At 36.4% G+C, this 16,231-nt stretch carries 18 protein-coding genes; 1 reads left to right on the forward strand and 17 read right to left on the reverse strand.

Annotated elements, in window-relative coordinates:
• The 12 genes from MUA88_RS08240 to MUA88_RS08295 form a co-directional block, all read right to left on the reverse strand.
• Entirely contained in the window at positions 1-1,005 is a 1,005-nt protein-coding gene (locus tag MUA88_RS08240; RefSeq protein WP_481906583.1) for a SpoIIE family protein phosphatase, read from the reverse strand.
• Positions 1,006-1,316: 311 nt separating this feature from the next.
• Entirely contained in the window at positions 1,317-1,670 is a 354-nt protein-coding gene (locus tag MUA88_RS08245; protein ID WP_262603700.1) for a type II toxin-antitoxin system PemK/MazF family toxin, read from the reverse strand.
• Positions 1,671-1,841, reverse strand: coding sequence for a type II toxin-antitoxin system antitoxin MazE (gene mazE / locus MUA88_RS08250; RefSeq protein WP_095117483.1), 171 nt, complete (start codon positions 1,839-1,841; stop codon positions 1,671-1,673). It abuts the gene before it with no gap.
• Positions 1,842-1,929: 88 nt separating this feature from the next.
• On the reverse strand, positions 1,930-3,078 hold the full coding sequence (gene alr, locus MUA88_RS08255) for an alanine racemase (RefSeq protein ID WP_262605380.1): 1,149 nt from the start codon (positions 3,076-3,078) through the stop codon (positions 1,930-1,932).
• A 53-nt stretch (positions 3,079-3,131) separates the two neighbouring features.
• On the reverse strand, positions 3,132-3,482 hold the full coding sequence (gene acpS, locus MUA88_RS08260) for a holo-ACP synthase (protein ID WP_262603702.1): 351 nt from the start codon (positions 3,480-3,482) through the stop codon (positions 3,132-3,134).
• Between the two features lie 2 nt (positions 3,483-3,484).
• Positions 3,485-4,054: a PH domain-containing protein gene (locus MUA88_RS08265; protein ID WP_262603703.1), complete on the reverse strand. Its 570-nt coding sequence runs from the start codon at positions 4,052-4,054 to the stop codon at positions 3,485-3,487.
• A complete protein-coding gene (locus MUA88_RS08270) occupies positions 4,029-5,543 on the reverse strand; it encodes a PH domain-containing protein (protein ID WP_262603704.1) in 1,515 nt (504 codons plus the stop codon). Before MUA88_RS08270 ends, MUA88_RS08265 begins: the two co-directional genes overlap by 26 nt.
• The gene (locus tag MUA88_RS08275) at positions 5,536-6,009 is read right to left on the reverse strand and encodes a PH domain-containing protein (RefSeq protein WP_262605381.1); all 474 of its coding nucleotides are present in this window, start codon (positions 6,007-6,009) and stop codon (positions 5,536-5,538) included. Before MUA88_RS08275 ends, MUA88_RS08270 begins: the two co-directional genes overlap by 8 nt.
• Before the next feature lie 269 nt (positions 6,010-6,278).
• On the reverse strand, positions 6,279-6,971 hold the full coding sequence (locus MUA88_RS08280; protein ID WP_262603706.1) for a GNAT family N-acetyltransferase: 693 nt from the start codon (positions 6,969-6,971) through the stop codon (positions 6,279-6,281).
• Between the two features lie 336 nt (positions 6,972-7,307).
• Positions 7,308-8,798 (reverse strand): degradosome RNA helicase CshA, encoded by a 1,491-nt coding sequence (gene cshA, locus MUA88_RS08285; protein ID WP_262603707.1) that lies wholly within the window; start codon positions 8,796-8,798, stop codon positions 7,308-7,310.
• A gap of 201 nt (positions 8,799-8,999) precedes the next feature.
• The gene (locus MUA88_RS08290; RefSeq protein WP_262605382.1) at positions 9,000-10,361 is read right to left on the reverse strand and encodes a UDP-N-acetylmuramoyl-tripeptide--D-alanyl-D-alanine ligase; all 1,362 of its coding nucleotides are present in this window, start codon (positions 10,359-10,361) and stop codon (positions 9,000-9,002) included.
• An 11-nt stretch (positions 10,362-10,372) separates the two neighbouring features.
• The gene (locus MUA88_RS08295; protein WP_262603709.1) at positions 10,373-11,446 is read right to left on the reverse strand and encodes a D-alanine--D-alanine ligase; all 1,074 of its coding nucleotides are present in this window, start codon (positions 11,444-11,446) and stop codon (positions 10,373-10,375) included.
• Positions 11,447-11,601: 155 nt separating this feature from the next.
• Between MUA88_RS08295 and MUA88_RS08300 the strand changes: the two genes are divergently transcribed.
• The gene (locus MUA88_RS08300) at positions 11,602-12,807 is read left to right on the forward strand and encodes an FtsW/RodA/SpoVE family cell cycle protein (RefSeq protein WP_262603710.1); all 1,206 of its coding nucleotides are present in this window, start codon (positions 11,602-11,604) and stop codon (positions 12,805-12,807) included.
• A gap of 80 nt (positions 12,808-12,887) precedes the next feature.
• Here MUA88_RS08300 and MUA88_RS08305 read toward each other — a convergent pair whose 3' ends face one another.
• From MUA88_RS08305 to csoR, 5 genes are all read right to left on the reverse strand, one after another.
• Positions 12,888-13,028 (reverse strand): Lmo0850 family protein, encoded by a 141-nt coding sequence (locus MUA88_RS08305; RefSeq protein ID WP_262605150.1) that lies wholly within the window; start codon positions 13,026-13,028, stop codon positions 12,888-12,890.
• 85 nt (positions 13,029-13,113) lie between these two features.
• A complete protein-coding gene (locus MUA88_RS08310) occupies positions 13,114-15,294 on the reverse strand; it encodes a heavy metal translocating P-type ATPase (RefSeq protein ID WP_262605384.1) in 2,181 nt (726 codons plus the stop codon).
• A 100-nt stretch (positions 15,295-15,394) separates the two neighbouring features.
• Positions 15,395-15,598 carry a cation transporter gene (locus tag MUA88_RS08315; protein WP_262603712.1) on the reverse strand — a complete coding sequence of 68 codons (204 nt, stop codon included), beginning with the start codon at positions 15,596-15,598 and terminating at the stop codon, positions 15,395-15,397.
• Positions 15,599-15,600: 2 nt separating this feature from the next.
• The gene (gene csoZ / locus MUA88_RS08320; RefSeq protein ID WP_262605385.1) at positions 15,601-15,822 is read right to left on the reverse strand and encodes a putative copper chaperone CsoZ; all 222 of its coding nucleotides are present in this window, start codon (positions 15,820-15,822) and stop codon (positions 15,601-15,603) included.
• 13 nt (positions 15,823-15,835) lie between these two features.
• Positions 15,836-16,123, reverse strand: a complete 288-nt coding sequence (csoR, locus tag MUA88_RS08325) for a copper-sensing transcriptional repressor CsoR (RefSeq protein ID WP_262603714.1) — start codon at positions 16,121-16,123, stop codon at positions 15,836-15,838.
• Positions 16,124-16,231 lie beyond the last annotated feature (108 nt).

Here is a 16,231-nt window from a genome sequence, read left to right on the forward strand (position 1 = left end):
TTATTGGGCTCTTTTAATAATTAAAATGGTTAAATCATCACGCTTACTTGTTTCTTGCAAACGCAATAATGCCTCATATAACAGTTGTACAATATCTTGCGGATGCATATCTTTATATTGAAGAATGAAGTTCAATAGGTAGTTTTTATCTATAAAACGACCCGATTCATCTCGAATTTCTGTGACACCATCCGTAAAAATAATAATCATATCATTGATTTCAATTTTTATTTCTTGCTGATCGTAGCGAATATTTGGACTTACTCCTAGAACACGGCCGCGCACTGTAATTTCTTCAAAGGTATCTGTTGCAGCTCTAAAAACATAGCCCGGTTCATGCCCAGCTGAACTACAATACAAAACATGGTTAAGGTCTTCATATAAACCATAAAACATCGTGACGAACATATTTTGATTAACATTTTTCTCAACAACACGATTTAAACGTTTTAAACCATCATTAGGTAATTGAGAATGTCCATATGAATCCATACCAAACTTAATCATACTCATCGCAAGTGCCGCTGGAATCCCTTTTCCAATGACATCAGCAACAGCAAAGCTCATCGTGCCATCCTTATGATCAATTAAGTTAAAATAGTCACCACTCACTTGGTGTGCTGCTACTGAAATGGCCCCAATTTGAATACCGTCAAATTGGGGAATATCTGTTTTTAACATCGTCTGTTGCAAACTAGAAGCCAAACCCATTTCTTTATCATGTACTTCCATGCGATCGACCAATCGCTTATAATCTGAATAATCATAGCCAAAACTTTGAATAACCACTTCAAGTACGTCTAAACTTTTCATGATATCTTCTTGGTTAAATGCGCGTTTCTCGAGATACTTTTTATGTATATTGACAATTGCTTCAGGTGTGATGCTTTCTTCTGGTAAATTACTGGCAAATTTACGCGCATTTTCTAATATTTCTTCATTGTTCATATCATTTAAATAGCGGTCTATCAAACCAAAATAATACGCTGTTTTTGATTGTGCCAATGTCAATACTCCTTTTCCCATCTTATTACAACTAAACAACAAAAAAGTGGCCGTGAAACCTTATCAGTCAAAAGATTTCATCGCCCACCCTGACAAGGATGACTCTACAAGCTAACTGCTTTAAGTGATACCCCTACTATCGCCATATTTTTAAATTATATGTGACCTGTACAATCTCCTTTTACACATCTACAATACAAACTTCTATAATAAAAGTGGATCGTCATGTGTCTATACTGCTCTAGTCATACGGTTATTTTATGTAAACTTTAAAAATATTGTCTTGCTGTAAAAAGCTTACTATATATCACTCATCGTGATTGAACAACTTGTAAGCCAAGACTAATCCCCAAAGCATTGTTCACTTCTTTCATCTTTTCTTCTGATAAAAAAGTCAACTTTTCTTTCAAACGATTTTTATCTACTGTTCGAATTTGTTCTAATAAAATAACTGAATCTTTGTCGAGCTTATACTTCTTTTTTTCAATTTCAACATGTGTTGGAATCTTTGCTTTGTTAATACGACCTGTTATCGCTGCCACGATAACAGTCGGACTATATTTGTTACCAGTATCATTTTGAATGATAACGACGGGTCTCACTCCCCCTTGTTCAGAACCCCGTACTGGTGATAAATCAGCTAAGTATACATCCCCGCGCTTCATTTAATCATCCTGATGCTTGGATAATAAGTGTGACTCATTGCAATCGCATGCTTCACACTCTACTGAATATGCTTCTGTCGCTAGGGAGAGATTGAGGTCAGCCATTTGGGCGTACCCTTCTTTTAATGACTGCTCTAAATTTTTAAACTTCACTTGATTGAATACTGACATCATAAGACCCTCCATATCAATTCAACTCGTCTTAAAAATCTATATTTATCACTCATTATGATAGCAAAAATGAAACAAATCTACCATATTATTTTAATAATTCATTTGTGACATCAATATTTTCTCCTGAAATATAAATACGTGGAATACGACGTCCAAAATTGCATAGCACTTCATAATTGATGGTTTGTTGTTTTTCAGCAAGCGTTTCTGCTGATTGTGGTGTGTGTGCACGTGCTTCTAACACAACAACTTTATCACCTGGTTTAACGGTTGCAGGAACTTTAATGGCAGTCTGGTCCATACTAATACGACCTACCACTTCACATTGTTGTCCGTTGACACTTACCGTTGCACCTTGCATATGACGCAGGTAACCATCTGCATAACCAATGGATAATAAGGCAATGTGCATTGGTTCAGTCGCTATATAAGTCTCACCATATCCAATTGTTTCTCCAGCCTCTAATTGCTTCACTTGAACAACTGTTGTTTCAACGGATGCAGCTGGTTTTAAACGTGCTGTTTCCTTTGCTTCAATAAACGGCGTTGGATAGTAACCATATAATGCAATACCAGGACGAAATGCATTACAAATCTCAGGATTAAAACGTAATGTCCCCGCAGAATTTTGAATATGCACGTATGTTGGACGTTCTGCACTGTTCACCAAGCTTTCAAAACGTTTGTATTGTTGTTGTGCAGAGTCATTCTCTTCATCTGCTGAGGCAAAATGAGAAAATACGCCTTCAAAAATAAGCTGTTCATATTGTTCGATGATCGCAATCATTTCACGATATGTTTCACTATCTTTAATACCTAAACGGTTCATACCCGTATCTAGCTTAATATGAAGCCATAGTGACTTCTCATTTGATGATTCAATATGACTAATCGCATCTTCCAACCATTCTTTAGAAGGTACGGCAACAGCAACACGATGTTGGATCGCTTTGTTAATATTTGCAGGTGGGATACTCGAAAGAATTAAAATTTTCTCTTTGAACCCGTGCATGCGTAATTCAATCGCTTCATCAAGCGTTGCCACGCAAACAAACGTTGCACCTAGCTGAGCAAGATGTTTTGCAATCGCAACGCTCCCTAAACCGTATGCATTCGCTTTAACAACCGGCATCATCGTCTTTGTTGGATGACACTTTGATAATTCTTGATAATTGGATGTAATCGCATCTAAATTTACAGACAATGTGGTTTCACGATAATACTTTTCTGACAAATCACTGTCACCTTCCTTAAGTTATTCTTACTTTTATGGAAGTACTTCCTTTTTTATTGTTCTAGTATCACTTGGCTCATCGCATAATGTTTTGTATGTGTGATAGATACATGGACAGTAAAACCTTCAAATAAAATATAAGGTTTCCCTTTTTCATCATTCGCACAATGTATCTCATTAAATGCAACTTCTCTACCAATTCCTGTCCCAAGCGCTTTACTAAAAGCTTCTTTGACAGCAAATCGACCAGCCAAAAATTCAATACGTCTCTGAGGATGTGAATACTGCATGTATTGATCATATTCACCTTTGCTTAGGATACGTTGAATAAACTTCGGCTGTTTTTCAACGAGTGCCTGAATACGTTCTATTTCAACTAAATCAACACCTAAGCCGTATATCATGATTAGATCTCCTCATCTTCAGATTGTGTATCCTTTATTTTATCATAATTTTCCTCTGTTATTTCATTTTGTGTATGACTTTCAAGATCATTTTCAACATCCGTTGCATATCCTTGGATGAGCTGCTTTATTTTTAATGCTTGTTGCTTATCAATAAGTCGGATTTCTGTATTCCCGCCAGCTGTTGATATCGTTAGCGTTGCCAGTCCATATTTTCGCATGATAAACCCTTCATCAATATCAATATTTTGTATACGAAATAAAGGCACTTTCGTTTCTTCAATAAATATAAAACCTTCTCGTACAACAATACCTTGTTCTGAGTAGTGATAGCGAAAGACATGGTAACTATAGATTGGTTTGAGCCAGACAAACATGATTGCATAAAGTACTGCAAGCACTGCAAAACCTAGCGCTATCCATTTAAGCATTTTTTCAAATTCTACAAAATAACTTGTAATAAAGGCCGCAATTGCAATTAATACAGCAATTCCTGTCACGATAACGCTCGCTATGCGCATCACTTTAGGTCCTTCAGGTGCCATTTTATGATATGTCTGTTCGGTCATCATTGTCACTACCACCTTTCAAATACCATGTTTGCAATCTCTCAATATCTTGTATATCTACAAAACCTAATCCGACATCCATACTTGTTGAACCTTTAGCTAATGTGAAAAAGAAATGATTTAGTTGTGCATTGGACATAACTGGATGTGCTTCACGCTGCCATCCCAATATTTTATTATGTTTAAAATAAGTCGTTTTAAATCCTGTATATGAGGCACGACGAATCGCAATTTCATCATCTGCGACACACCAACCTGCTTTTTGAATGAGCATATAACTCTTGAATATCATCATAACAATACAAAATACAACTGGAATCCAAATCCATACCCAAAAATAATAATGTACGACAGCTCCAATAATGATCAACACAAGTGACTGTATCCAAAAGCGTCTATGGAAACCACGCCAAGGCAGCTTAGGCGTGACATTTTGAAATTGCATGTGCGGTACCATTGAAGCTAAGAGTGATGAAACTTCACGTTTGTGTATAAATGGCAAGACCATCACGCGCCCATCCGCAAAATCATTGTCTGAACTCACTTCCATGTCACTCGTAATAACGAAGTCATATGCTGTATAGCCAAACAATGTACGCAAATAACTTTTATGTTCAATCACGGCTTGAATGCGTGTGAGTGGGACTGTCACTTTTTTCACATTTAATAAGCCATAACGAATCGTTAAGTAATCGCCTTGTCGTTTCAATGTGTAATTGTAATAACGGAAAAAGGTGATAACGATACCAATAATATATGAAATTAAAATAAAAATTGTTGCAAATATTACCGTGATCATGACAGCATTATTAATTAAAGTTGAGGCTTCTTCAGACACCCATTCCCAATCAATATAGTCTAAACCTGCTGTTAACAATGGACTGAGTGCGGCAAGTGTTACAAAAACCGCTCCACTTGTCATCGCCATAAATAATAAGTTTTTAGTTGAAAGTTGATACAGTAACATTTCTGGTTGATCGACAGGTACATCTGATTCTGTATTTTCTGATTCAGCATCACTGCTATCTGTCGGCATATTTTTTAAATGAGATCTCACTTTTTCTAGTTCTGCTCGAATCAAATTACTTTGGGCTTGCGTGATCGTCTCGAGTACAATCCCATCACTTGGCGTTTGAATTTGTAATCTGACACCACCGACGATTTGATGAATCAGGTTTTGTGACGTATCCATCGTTTGAATACGTGAGATGTTTAATTCTTTACGCTCGAGATTAAAGAGTCCTGTAGTGACAATAAAATGATTGCCTTCGATCCAATAACGTGTACGAAACGCTTTGATAGCATCATTAATTAATGTAATCAAGAAGAAAAATAGTACCATGGCGGGAAAAATATAATTTGCAGGATTTGTATAATCAAAATCTTTCACCGCGAATAAAACAAATAAAATAAGTGGAATTATATTGGACTTCACAGCATTTACAATACTCATAAAATATGAGATCGGATGAAGTTTTTGTGGACTATACATCACTATCACCCTCCTCTAACAGTTCTAGGCAATGCTGTTCAATCAGTTCGACATCTTCACCATATAATAACGGCAAATGCATTGTATGTCCTGCAGTCGTTAATATGAGATGGCGCAACTGATGCCTCCGTAACAATGGCTCATTCTTCCAATGAATATATTGAAGGCGTTCCACTTTTAAAATTTGATGATTACGAAACCAAAAATGACGTTTTACTTCGATAATATTTTCATGGATTCTATAAGTAGTGTAGTGGTATTGAAAATAAGGTTTTAATGTGCAGTATAAGATGAATAAAGCAAGTACACCACCTATAAGATACAGCAGTGGCTGCCAAGCTTCAAAATGATAAACGAGGAATAAACCTATGATAAGTGGTAGCGCGCCGACGATCGCAGTTAGAAAGTAAAATTGCCTAAAATACTTTTTCGCAACTTCTGGACTTTTGTGAAACGATGATGCCATGGGTTTCTCCCCTTCCAAAGATTTTGCTCTCATTATAACATAAACATTTTGGGTGATATATAGGGGCTCAAGCAGTGTAAAATTCAATATTTCAACGGTTCAATTATACAGTTTATCAAAAAATGAGAAGACTAGAAGTATGATAAAAAACTCGCTTAATGGTTTTTGTGTAAGATGCTTTTTCATAAAAATACCGAAAGTTTTGAACCTTGACCGTTGTATGATTTAGGATCCAAAACTTCCTTATCTTTTAGTATAGCTATCAATATTTAAGTAATGGATAATTTTTGAATTTGTGTACCATCACTATTAAAGTTTTTCTCATCTAACCAATACTCATAATGTTGTTTAATATTTGGCCATTCTTTATCTAGCATTGAAAACCAATCTGTATCTCTATTTCTACCTTTATATACTAACGCTTGTCGAAAAGTCCCTTCATGTGTGAATCCTAATCTTACAGCTGCCCGTTTAGAGGGGGCGTTCAAACTGTCACATTTCCATTCATAACGTCTGTAGCCTAATGATTCAAATACATACTTAGCGAGTAAATATTGTACTTCAGTTGCAATGCGTGTTCTTTTTAGAAGTGGCGAATAATGAATATGTCCCACTTCAATAGATGACGCTTTCGTATTAATACGAAGTAACGACATCAAACCTAAAGCTTTATCAGTCGTTTTATCAACGATCGCAAAGAAATACGGATCATCTGAATCGATATAATGATGAATTAACGTATTAAATTCTTGTTTATCATGAATCGGTTCATTTGGTAAGTATGTCCAATTGGAATCATTTTCCGGATCACATAATACTTCAAACAAATCATCTCGATGACGCATGTTTAAACGCTCTAATTTGCTATATTTGCCTTCAAGTATTTCAATAACCGGTTTCTTAGGATTTTCAAAAGGAGAAACAGCATCCCCTATAGGTTGATTGTATGCATTATATTTCATATAAACATCCCCTTTATTTTTTATGATAGCATAAATTTTTAAAAGACTTCCTAAAAGTACGTGTCTCTTAAAAGAAATGATAGTACTCAAAAAGCGCACAATTAATAATTAACTGTACGCTTAAATGAATGTAGTGATTACTACGTGTTATGATTAAGTTGAAAATAAAATTAGTTACTTTTAATTATCTGCCCACCACAAAAGATGAACATCCCTTAAAAATCCTAGGTTCCGTTTAAGACACGAAAACATAAAAGCACCCAGTCCGAATCAATCAATTTCGGATTGGGTGCTTGATGATGCGTTAGGAATCATCTCCTACACGCTTATTAGACATTATTTTTGATGGTCAGCAAATGTACGTCCTTTTTTCACTTTGTTATCACGTTTGTTTTTGAAGTTACCTTTTTTATTAAAGTTACCTTGTTTGTGATTACGGTTGTTTTTACCGTGGCGTTTGTTGCCTGTATTTTTACGGTTGCCACCTTTTGGTCCACGTGTTTTACGTGCAAGTGGTTTTTCAAATGTTAATTGTACTTCTACTTCATCATTTGATTCAACCAATTCTTGTAGAAGTGCTGTCACTAAGTCAGATGCTTCGTATGATTCAAGCAATGACTTCGCAATTTTTTCTACGCGAGGTTCTTTAGCGGCAGCCATCCATTTTTCTACCTTGTTCTTGATTTCATCCTCACGTGCTTGTAATACTTCTTTGCGATGTGGTGGGCGTAATGCAAGCATTTGACGTTTATTTGTTTGTTCGATTTGACGAATGTAGTCCATTTCGATTGGGTTAACAAATGTTACGGCAATACCGTGTTTGCCGGCACGACCTGTACGACCAATACGATGTGTGTAACTTTCTGTATCTTGAGGAATATCGAAGTTGTAAACATGGCTTACACCTGAGATATCTAAACCACGTGCTGCAACGTCTGTTGCGACAAGGATGTCAATTTGGTCGTTTTTAAACTTTTTCAAGACTTCTAAGCGTTTTGCTTGTGTAATGTCCCCGTGAAGTCCTTCAGCTTTGTATCCTTTTGATAACAATGCACTTGTTAATTCATCTACACGACGTTTTGTACGTCCGAATACAATTGCAAGTTCTGGTTGATGTACATCTAAGAAGTTCGTAAATGTATCGAATTTCTCTAATTCCTTAACAATTGTGTAATACTCATCAATTTGTGGATCAGAGATTTCGTTGTTCATTGTTTTGATAATCTTAGGTGATTTCATGAACTTCTGAACAAGTTCTTGAATTGCTTTTGGCATTGTTGCTGAGAAAAGCATTGTTTGACGATTTTCTGATGGTAATTTATCCATGATATAACGCATATCATCGATGAAGCCCATGTTCATCATTTCGTCCGCTTCGTCTAAGATTAATGTTTCGATTTGTTGTGGTTTTAATGTACGACGATTTAAGTGGTCAATCACACGTCCAGGTGTCCCTACAACGATTTGTGGGCCACGTTTTAATGATTTGATTTGACGATCAATCGGCATACCACCGAATACTGTAACAACTTGAACTTTTTGTCCACGGCTGAATTCACGTAATTGTTCTGCTACTTGCATTGCAAGCTCACGTGTTGGTGCTAAGATAAGCGCGCGTACGCCTTCTTGACCTTTTACTTTTTCGATAAGCGGGATCCCAAATGCGCCTGTTTTTCCTGTCCCTGTTTGCGCTTGTCCCAATATGTCAATATTTTCGAGTGCATATGGAATACTGTCTTTTTGGATGGGTGTTGGCTCAGTAAATCCCATTGCCTCAAGGGTTTCAGCTGTACGTTCTGAAACACCTAATTCTGTAAATTTTTGCAAAGTAATTCTCCTTTATATTTCGAAATTCTCATAATAAGTTTGTCAAATAATTTTAATCTAACTTCTATATATTACCACCTAACCATTAATATCGCAATAAATGGAAATAAGTCAGTTAAATCTAAACATACCAAAAACACTTAATGATAACGTAAAAAAGCGCCTTAATATCAGGTTTCCCTGTATTAAGGCACCTTATCATTAAACTGTTAATAACGCTTCCACCACTTCTTCTAACTTCATACCTCGTGATCCTTTAACTAAAACGGTATCTTTATCTGTTAACATGTTTGTTAAAGTTTCTATCAATGCTGCTTTTGAATCAAAATGTTGTGCTTGTTCGACATGGTGACGTCCCGCTTCATAAATCGCTTCTGAATCATCTCCATACGTAAATAAGACATCAATAGATTTATTTTCTAAATATGCGCCGACATCAGCATGTAATTCTGATGATTGCGGACCAAGTTCTAACACATCTCCAAATACAAGTATTTTACGACCAGTCAATTCTTTTAACGTATCAATGGCTGCTTTCATACTTGTTGGACTGGCATTATAAGCATCATTAATTACCACTGCACCATTTTCAGCCGTGAATTTTTGCATGCGCATGTCTGTCAATGAGAGTTGCTGTAATTGTTGTTGAATCGTTTCATAACCAACATTCAAATTTTTAGCAACACTAATCGCATATGCTGCATTTTTCATATTATGTGCACCAAGTACTGGAATCGTATATGTTTCGTCATCATTCAATGTGAACGTAATGCCTGATGCATCATGTGCAGTTACATGACAATGTACATCATTTGACTCGCCTGTACCAATCGCAACTGCATTCAGCCCATTTGTATTTTCCACAAGTTCTTCCAATAAAGGTTCATCGCCATCATAGAATAGTGTTCCACCTTCTTTTAGGCCTGAAATAATTTCAAACTTTGCCTTTGCAATGCCCGCTCTTGAACCAAGGTCTTGCATATGTGACTCACCGATATTCGTAATAATTGCAAAATCAGGTTGTGCGATACGAGACAATAACTCAATTTCTCCAAAGCCTGACATACCCATTTCTAAAATAGACACTTCCGTATCCGGTGATAATGCTAAGATTGTTAAAGGCATACCAATTTCATTATTATAGTTTCCTTGTGTTTTTTTCACTTTGTAGCTAGCTGCAAGTGTATTTTCTATCATATCTTTTGTCGTAGTTTTACCATTTGATCCTGTCACAGCGATAACTGTCGGATTGACATTACGTAAGTATGCCGAAGCGAGTTGTTGTAAAGCTTCCAATGTATTTTCTACATAAATGACTGGACCTTCTGATGGTGCCGGAACTTCACTATGTTTATCATAAAAAGTTGCCGCAGCACCATCTTGTAGAGCTTGTGCACTAAAACGGTGGCCATCTACATTTTCTCCATTAAACGGAATAAAGAGTTGTCCCGCTTCAATGTGTCGTGAATCAATCGTGACACCTTTGATCATCACGTCTAAATAACGTTCATCAATCTCACCTGTTACCCACTCTGATAATTGTCTCAAGCTGATATTTATCATGATTCATACCTCTAGTCATCAATTCGATATTTATTCAAATGCTTATCTGCATGGCGTTCTTTTGCTAGTTCAATTAATTTTGTAATTAATTCGCTATATGACACACCCATGTTTTCCCATAATTTTGGATACATGCTGTATGCTGTAAATCCAGGCATCGCATTTGTTTCGTTAATATAGATTTGCTGATCTTCTGTCACGAAGAAATCCGCGCGTAGCAAGCCAGCACAATCTGTTGCTTTAAATGCTTCCACAGCCATATCGCGAAGTGTCATTTGCAAGTCTGGATCCAAATCTGCAGGAATACTTAATTTTACTTTACCGTCTTTGTATTTCGCTTTGTAATCATAGAATGACACATCTTTCACAACTTCACCTGGCCATGTTGTCTCTGGATAATCATTACCAAGTACAGCCACTTCGATTTCACGTGCATTGACACCTTGTTCAATCACAAGCTTGCGGTCAAATTGAAACGCTTCTTCAATACCACGAATCAATGCTTCTTCATCGTCACATTTACTAATACCGACACTTGAACCTAGGTTTGCCGGCTTAACAAATACTGGGAACTCTAGTTTATCATGTACAAGCTTTAGAATATTATGTTGATATTTTTCATATTCACTACGTAAAAAGCTGACATATGGTAATTGTGGAAGACCTCTATGTGCAAATAATTGCTTCATAACAAGCTTATCCATAGAGCTTGCTGCAGCTAGTACACCATTTCCAACATATGGAATATCAAGAACTTCAAATAAACCTTGAATCGTTCCATCTTCTCCATTTGGACCATGCAATAACGGGAACACTGCATCGTAACTGCCACCTTGACTCGAAGCCGTTAACATGACAGAAATCTGCCCTTCCTCAACTTGATCTAAGCGTAATGTATTAATATCAGTGATTTCTTCAGTGATATTCTCTTGTTTCTTCCATTGGCCTTCATTTGTAATATAGATAATATCGATATGATACTGTGATTTATCGATTGCATTCAATACGTTCTGTGCTGTTAATATTGAAACATCATGTTCGGCACTTTTCCCACCGTAAATAATACATAAAGCTTCTTTCGACATAGTTCCGCCTCCAAAATAAATTCTTCAAATCCATATTACCATGCTGTCTATTTATAATGCATTTATTTTTGTACAATATTAGAAATTTTATTACATGTTATGTAAAATCGTTATATAATATAAGTTAAAGAAATTTTAGTACAAAGGAGATTGCAATGGCTTCTTCACGTCAAAAAACTCAAAAGTCTTTCTTTCGACGTTTAGACTGGAAACTGATTAGTTTAATTTTAATACTCTGTATCATCAGTGTGACGACAATCCACTCAGCTATGGGTGGTGGCCAATATAGTATGGACTTTGGTGTCCGACAAATTTTCTATTATATTTTAGGGGCCGCAATCGCTACATTCATCATGCTCGTTTCACCTAAGAAAATTTTAAAATATGTTAATGTCGTTTATACCATTTTTATCATTTTATTAATCGGACTCATTGTCCTGCCAGAATCAAGTTTAACGCCGATTATTAACGGGGCAAAAAGCTGGTATCATATTGGACCTATTAGCTTTCAACCTTCCGAGTTTATGAAAATTGTCCTCATATTATCTGTATCCAAGGTGGTTGCACAACATAATCGCTTTACGTTTAATAAGTCTTTGGAAACAGACTTTATGTTACTTCTTAAAATAATGGGTGTGACCATTTTACCAATGGGACTGATTTTATTACAAAATGACCTTGGTACAACACTTGTCTTCCTGGCTATTATTGCAGGTATCGTGATTGTAAGTGGTGTCACATGGAAGATTTTAGCACCACTATTCGGATCAGCGATTGTTTTAGGTGGTAGTATCATTTTATCTATTATTTATAATCCAAGTCTGATAGAAAATATTTCGGGTATCAAAACGTATCAACTTGGCCGTATCAATTCATGGTTAGATCCTTACACATATAGTACTGGAGATGGCTTCCACCTAACAGAGTCTATGAAAGCAATTGGTTCAGGTCAATTGATTGGTAAAGGCTTAAATAATGGTGAAGTTTATATTCCTGAAAACCATACGGACTTTATTTTTTCTGTGATTGGCGAGGAGTTTGGCTTCGTTGGTGCAGTGGCGGTATTAGGTGTTTTCCTATTACTCTTATTGCATCTGATACGCCTAGCTGTTTCATCAGATGATATCTTCAATAAGGCATTCATTATGGGATATACGAGCTTACTGTTATTCCATATTGTTCAAAATATCGGTATGACAATTCAACTCTTACCAATTACCGGAATTCCTCTTCCATTCATTAGTTATGGCGGTAGTTCATTATGGAGTCTGATGTCAGGTATCGGTGTCATACTTAGTATTTACTATTACACACCAAAAAAATACGATGCAACACAAGCACAATCTCGTACGACAAAATAAAAAAATATAACATAAAAAACCACTTTTAAGTCCTTAACTAGGACGAAAAAGTGGTTTTTGTGTTTCTATGAAATTGTATCTTACTTGAGTTTTTCTGGTGCAACGGTTGTGTTCGGTAGTGATCGCATGATATCCAATCGTGATTTGGTCTTTTTAACACTAACCCCAATTGATGATAACATTTTCACCACGTTGTAAAACTTGTCATTTGGCTTTGCCATATTATCACCCCAACTTGTCAACCTACTACACCTATCTTAACCTAAATTAAAAGTACTTACTATAGATAATTAAAATTTATCACTTTTATTTTGCGATATGTTTCAATCTTAAAGCGTTTAAGACAACAGAAACAGAACTAAATGCCATCGCTGTTCCTGCAATCCAAGGTGCCAAGAATCCCATAGCTGCAAACGGAATACCGATCATGTTGTAACAAAACGCGAAGAATAAGTTTTGTTTAATATTGCGGATAGTTAGATGACTTAATTTTAAGCTTTCTGGAATATGATTTAAGTTTCCTTTTACAAGCGCAATGTCTGCTGATTCTAATGCGATGTCTGAACCTGATCCCATCGCTACACCGATATCACTCTTCATCAATGCAGGCGCATCGTTCACACCATCGCCGACCATCATCACTTTATGACCTTTTTCTTGAAGGTCCGCAACGACTTGTGCTTTCTCATCAGGTTTGACTCCTGCAATCACATTTGTCACACCAAGTTCTCGTCCGATTGCACGCGCAGTCGTTTCACTATCACCACTTAACATGATTAATTCATAATTCGGTTTTAATGCGGCTAATACGTCTTTCGCTTCTTGTTTCGGTTCGTCACGAATACCAAGAACCAATGCCACATGATCATCAACAGTCATTGCGATCACAGTCGCACCTGAATCTTGCAATGTTTCAACTTGTTGTTGTACTTCTTCTTTAATTTCAGCATATTGTGCAATGAAAGAAATGGCACCGACAACTATGTGATGGCCATCAATATGACCAGAAATACCACTACCTGTATGTGTTTTGTAATCTTCTACAGGCAACGTTGTTACATCTTCAAAATAATCAACAACGGCTTTTGATAACGGATGTTCTGATTGTGCTTCTAAACTCTTAATATAGCGCCCTGCTTCTGAATCATTTGTGAGATAATGTTCTGCAATGACACGTGGGTGTCCAACTGTCAAAGTACCCGTTTTATCAAATACAATCGTATTGATATGATGTGTTTGTTCTAATGATTCAGCTGTTTTAAATAAAACACCTGCTTCTGCAGCACGCCCAGATCCAACCATGATAGAGGTTGGTGTTGCAAGACCTAATGCACATGGACATGCGATTACGATAACCGCAATAAAGATTTCAAGAGATTGAGATAATTCAAATGGTGTCACAAAGAAGTACCAGATTAAAAATGCAACGAATGCAATCGCAATAACAGTCGGGACAAAAATGTTAGATACTTTATCAGCTAATCGTTGGATTTGGGGTTTATCACCTTGTGCTTCTTCAACAACTTGAATAATTTGATTTAAAACAAGATCTTCACCCGTATGTGTAACTCGAATTTTAATAAAGTTTTGTTGGTTTAATGTACTACCAATGACGGTATCTCCAACATTTTTATCAATTGGAATACTTTCACCTGTTAACATAGATTCATCTACAGTTGACCAACCTTCTACAATTGTACCGTCTAACGGAATTTGTTCCCCACTACGGACACGTACAACATCACCAACTTGGATATCATCAATAGACATGCGTTGGATTTGTCCATCACGCTCGACTTCTGCACCCTTCACTTGTAATGCTGCTAACTTTTCAATCGCATCACTGGCATGGCCTTTTGCGCGTTTTTCAAAGTATTTACCTAAAAGAATGAGCGTAATTAAAACCGCACTTGTTTCAAAATAAAGCGGTACATGTCCTGATTCGTGCGTATGTGTAAACATTAAATAAATACTATAGAAATAGGCAGCTGATGTACCCATCGCAACCAGTACATCCATATTGGCACTTTTATTCGTCAATGATTGATAGGCACCGACATAGAATTGCCACCCTAGAATAAATTGTACCGGTGTAGCCAGAATCAATTGGAACCACGGATTCATAAATAAGTCTGGTACAGGTACAAAACTTAAAAATGAAAAGTGTGCAAACATCGTATATAGCAATGGTAATGATAAAATAAGAGAAATAATAAATTTATTTTTTTGATGTTTCAATTCACGCTGCTTACGTTCACGCGTCTGTTGTTGTGTTTCAATTGGATGTGCTTGGAAACCAATCTTTTCGATACGTTCAAATATATCTTTTTGACTAATTTGAGATGGATCATATTGGACAGCCCCTTTTTCCATCACAAGATTCACATTGGCTGATTCAATACCCGCTTCACGATTGAGTGTGCGTTCAATTCGTGTTGCACAGGCCGCACAATCCATACCTGATATTTTAAATGTCTCTTTTGTCATATGTCCCACTCCAATACCTATAAGGGGTATATTTTGATTTTAAAGAAAGAGCGGGATAACCGTTAGCGATAACGGAATATTCGTCCCACTCTATATGATACTATTTAACGTCGTAACCTACATCATAGATTAATTGTTTTACTTGATCTAATGCAGCGTCATCTGATAATTCAACATCCACCTTATCTTCTGCTGGTGTTGCAACGACTGACACAACATCTTTGTTTTCTTTTACTGCTGTTTCTACTGTTTTTTTGCAATGATCACAACTCATACCTTCTACTGCAATTGTATGTTTAGCCATAATTAATCTTCTCCTTTATATGAATTAATAACAGTGTAACCTGCATCATAAATTTCTTTTTCTAATGTGTTTAGATTGGCTGGGGTTTCATACGTCAAAATCACAATTTGCTTGTCGATGTCGACCTCTGCCGTTTCAACACCAATCATATCTCTCAGGCGCGATTCAAGCTGTTGCTTTTGCTCCTCACTCGAGAGACCTGATAACCATACTTTGCTGTGCACGTACGTTCACCTCCTAATCTTTCATCAACTTTTGGAATGTCACAAGCAATTCATCCATTGCTTCTTGCTCATTCCCACCTTCAACTTTATGCAAAATACACCCTTTCATATGATGTTCTAACAATTTCGAAGCTACACTATTTAAAGCCGATCTCGTAGCACGAATTTGTGTTAAGACATCATCACAATAAACATCTTCTTCAATCATACGATTAATTGCACGCACTTGACCTTCAATGCGATTTAAACGGGATTGCAAATTGCGTTTTGTCACTTCAGAATGATTCGCATGTTCTATCATCGCGTCTCCCTCAATTCTTTGTGATTTATTTTACACTCTTATAATATACCCTATATAGGTATATGTCAATGATATTGATTTTATTATAAATTCACTCGGAAAAGTGCT

Source organism: Staphylococcus sp. IVB6240, from assembly GCF_025558425.1.
Taxonomy (GTDB): Bacteria; Bacillota; Bacilli; order Staphylococcales; family Staphylococcaceae; genus Staphylococcus.